The 2730-nt window shown below is 38.0% G+C and carries 3 protein-coding genes; 1 reads left to right on the top strand and 2 read right to left on the bottom strand.

The features are described 5' to 3' along the window. Positions 1-1205, bottom strand: a 1205-nt coding sequence (locus LHW48_01025; GenBank protein MCB5259045.1) for a hypothetical protein, incomplete at its 3' end; no start/stop codon positions are given. 42 nt (positions 1206-1247) lie between these two features. Next, the gene (locus LHW48_01020) at positions 1248-1892 is read right to left on the bottom strand and encodes a hypothetical protein (protein ID MCB5259044.1); all 645 of its coding nucleotides are present in this window, start codon (positions 1890-1892) and stop codon (positions 1248-1250) included. A gap of 356 nt (positions 1893-2248) precedes the next feature. Between LHW48_01020 and LHW48_01015 the strand changes: the two genes are divergently transcribed. Then, the gene (locus LHW48_01015) at positions 2249-2686 is read left to right on the top strand and encodes a hypothetical protein (protein MCB5259043.1); all 438 of its coding nucleotides are present in this window, start codon (positions 2249-2251) and stop codon (positions 2684-2686) included. Positions 2687-2730: the final 44 nt, after the last annotated feature.

Genomic DNA, 2730 nt, shown 5'->3' with positions numbered 1-2730 from the left:
TCTGCGGCATAAGAATAATCCACTCCAGAACTTTCGGTATCCCAATAGCAATTTTGCACATCACTTTCCCAGCCATAAGCGGCGAAACCTCCCAATTCGGATACAAAATCTTGAGCATCAATATAACCGGTTGAGTAACATTGGGATAGATCTATAACTTGCGAAACAAATCCTCCCCCCAACGGAATAATACCCAACATATTCCAAGTATTAACAAAGCTAATGGCGCCTTTTGCGTAGCAATCTTCAATCTCCGCATAAATATCATATATCGAACAAAATCCTCCCGCATAGCCCATGGCAGATACATCTCCACTTGCAAAACAGCGATATATCTCACCCGCATTATAGCTTACAAATCCTCCTACATAGTTGGAACCTGATACATCGCCTGTAGCTGCTGAATTAGTTATTGTACCATAATTAGTAGCGCAAAAACCTCCAAAATGCATTAAGTAGCTGAGAGTTGAGTAGATGTAATCTAGGCTGAAGTTAATATTGGCATTGCTATGGCATTTGTCTATATTCCCATAGTTTACACCGATCAATCCACCCACTCCACCAATTCTTTCGTGACTGTATTGATCAAAATGGAAATCAAGATTAATCTCTCCCTCGCAGCTACAATTCACAATGTTACTGTTTAGGCCTACATATCCGCACAGTATGCCCATATTTGTAATTTCCGTACTAGAATTAATACTATCCAGCACATCCATGCTGCCAGATACATGGCAGTTTTGAATGGTGGAGGCATCCACCAAACCCGCTAGCAGTGAGTTGCAATGATACACATAATCGGTATCAATATCACCCTGTGGATAGATGGCAGCATCCTGCATATAAATGTTTTTTAACTCTACTTCTTTGACGTAAGCAAACAATCCTGCATGTTGATTGCTGTAAACCGCAATATGGGCATTGCTAATAGTGTATCCATCTCCATCATAATTACCCCAAAAAGCCTGAGTTAAGCCGATAGGTGTCCAAAGCTCAGAGCCTAAGTCTATATCTGCAATTTGCTTAAAATGATAAAATGAATTTGCCTCTCCCAAATAATCGTTGAGTTTTGCTAAATGTGTTCTATTTGCTACTAACCAAGGATCTTCCTGAGTTCCCGATCCTCCGGCAAATTGTGCGTAAACATCACAAATACCTAAGCTCATAATCAGCATAACTATGGATAGTTTATTCAATCGCCTCATTGTTACTCCTAATGTATGGTTTTGTACGTTTTTTTCGCTAAATTATTCGTTTCCCATTTCGTGTGGATTCAATACTGCAAATTTTAAGCTGTAATCCTCCACCATTTCTTCTAAAGAACGATTAATGCGTGGTGAAGGTGAATTAAGTATTAAACAATTATAGATATATGCCTTACCTTTTTTCTGAATGTTGATTAGATAAGACTTATGGCTTCTGTTCTCTCCACGAATATGATATATATATTTATGCTTTTTTAGGCTTTTTAGAAACAGCGTATGAGCTAATTGACTGGTGAAGAATAGATGACGGATTTTGTGGTTATCTGATGCAAGCAAAGATAGTATGCGGCAATTATATGTGAAACCGGAAAGATGGTCATCTGCTGCCTTACGGTCTTTGCGAACAAAACTCTGCAAGATGTCCCCCATTGCCAAATGATGGCGCTTTAGAAAACCTTGGCAATGCAAGCGGGTTCGGAGCCATCGTGGATTATTAGGCTCGAATACTGCTTTCATGATGTACCAAAATAGGTTATTGATTGAGCCATAAAAAAAATCTATCTCGCCCTCCCGCAATTCATTAGAATCGCAAGTGCAAAAATTCCACGGGGGAGCTGTGCCAATGATTAACGCCTGGGCACCTTTAGGGATATATGGATGAAAAGGATGTTTCTGACGTTCCAGCATGATAGCTTCCTAAATTATTTATGATCAACATATAATAATAACAGATAGCTGTCAATCAGAATCTTACCTAAAGAAACAAATATCTCATGCCTAAAATAGCTTAATAAGACCTTCGAATATTCGGGGCATTGAGTAAAGCCCATACTACAATGGTGATGGATGAACATAGTTACGATCAGAAAAAGTCCACCAAACCGATATTACGCGCATAATAATCTGCTCTATCTGGATGTGCAACAGTCTCTTAATGTTCTCTTGAACCCATGAAGGGTAGCTATCGGTGCAGCAAAGTTTATTTTGCACTAGGAAATAAGACCATTATATTATGTTCCAAATATAAGCAAGAGAGGTTATTTATGAAAAGACTAATATTTATACTAATTATCATAGTTTTTATGAACATTCTTCATGCTCAAACAGACATATCCGGATTAAGCTTTGGAATGAAGATTGAAGATGCCCGCAAAATATTAGTAGATATGGATGCTGAGCTCAAAATGGAAACAGAGAATGATATTAGTTACTACGGAAACCTTTATGGACTGCCAGTAACCATAAGGCTTTTTGTAGGAAGCGATAAACTGCTTCATAGATGGAGTTATTCAATTCTTACCGAAGGTGATTATGATCAGGATTCTTACATAATTGGTCAATTTGTAGATTTCCATGCCACAGATACCATATACGATGAGTGGCTGGATTGTGAGGTTATTGAATTACCAAACTATAACGCAGTGTTTATTTATTATGATCTGATGGGCTATCTGTTATTGGAATACGATTCGGATCTTTAGATAGTAAGCATACAACAATTACAAATATTAAAGGCCGTCTCTTT

It is taken from the genome of Candidatus Cloacimonadota bacterium (assembly GCA_020532355.1).
Classification (GTDB): domain Bacteria; phylum Cloacimonadota; class Cloacimonadia; order Cloacimonadales; family Cloacimonadaceae; genus UBA5456.
Note: the sequence above shows the minus strand (reverse complement) of the source record. Positions and strands in the feature narration are given on the sequence as shown.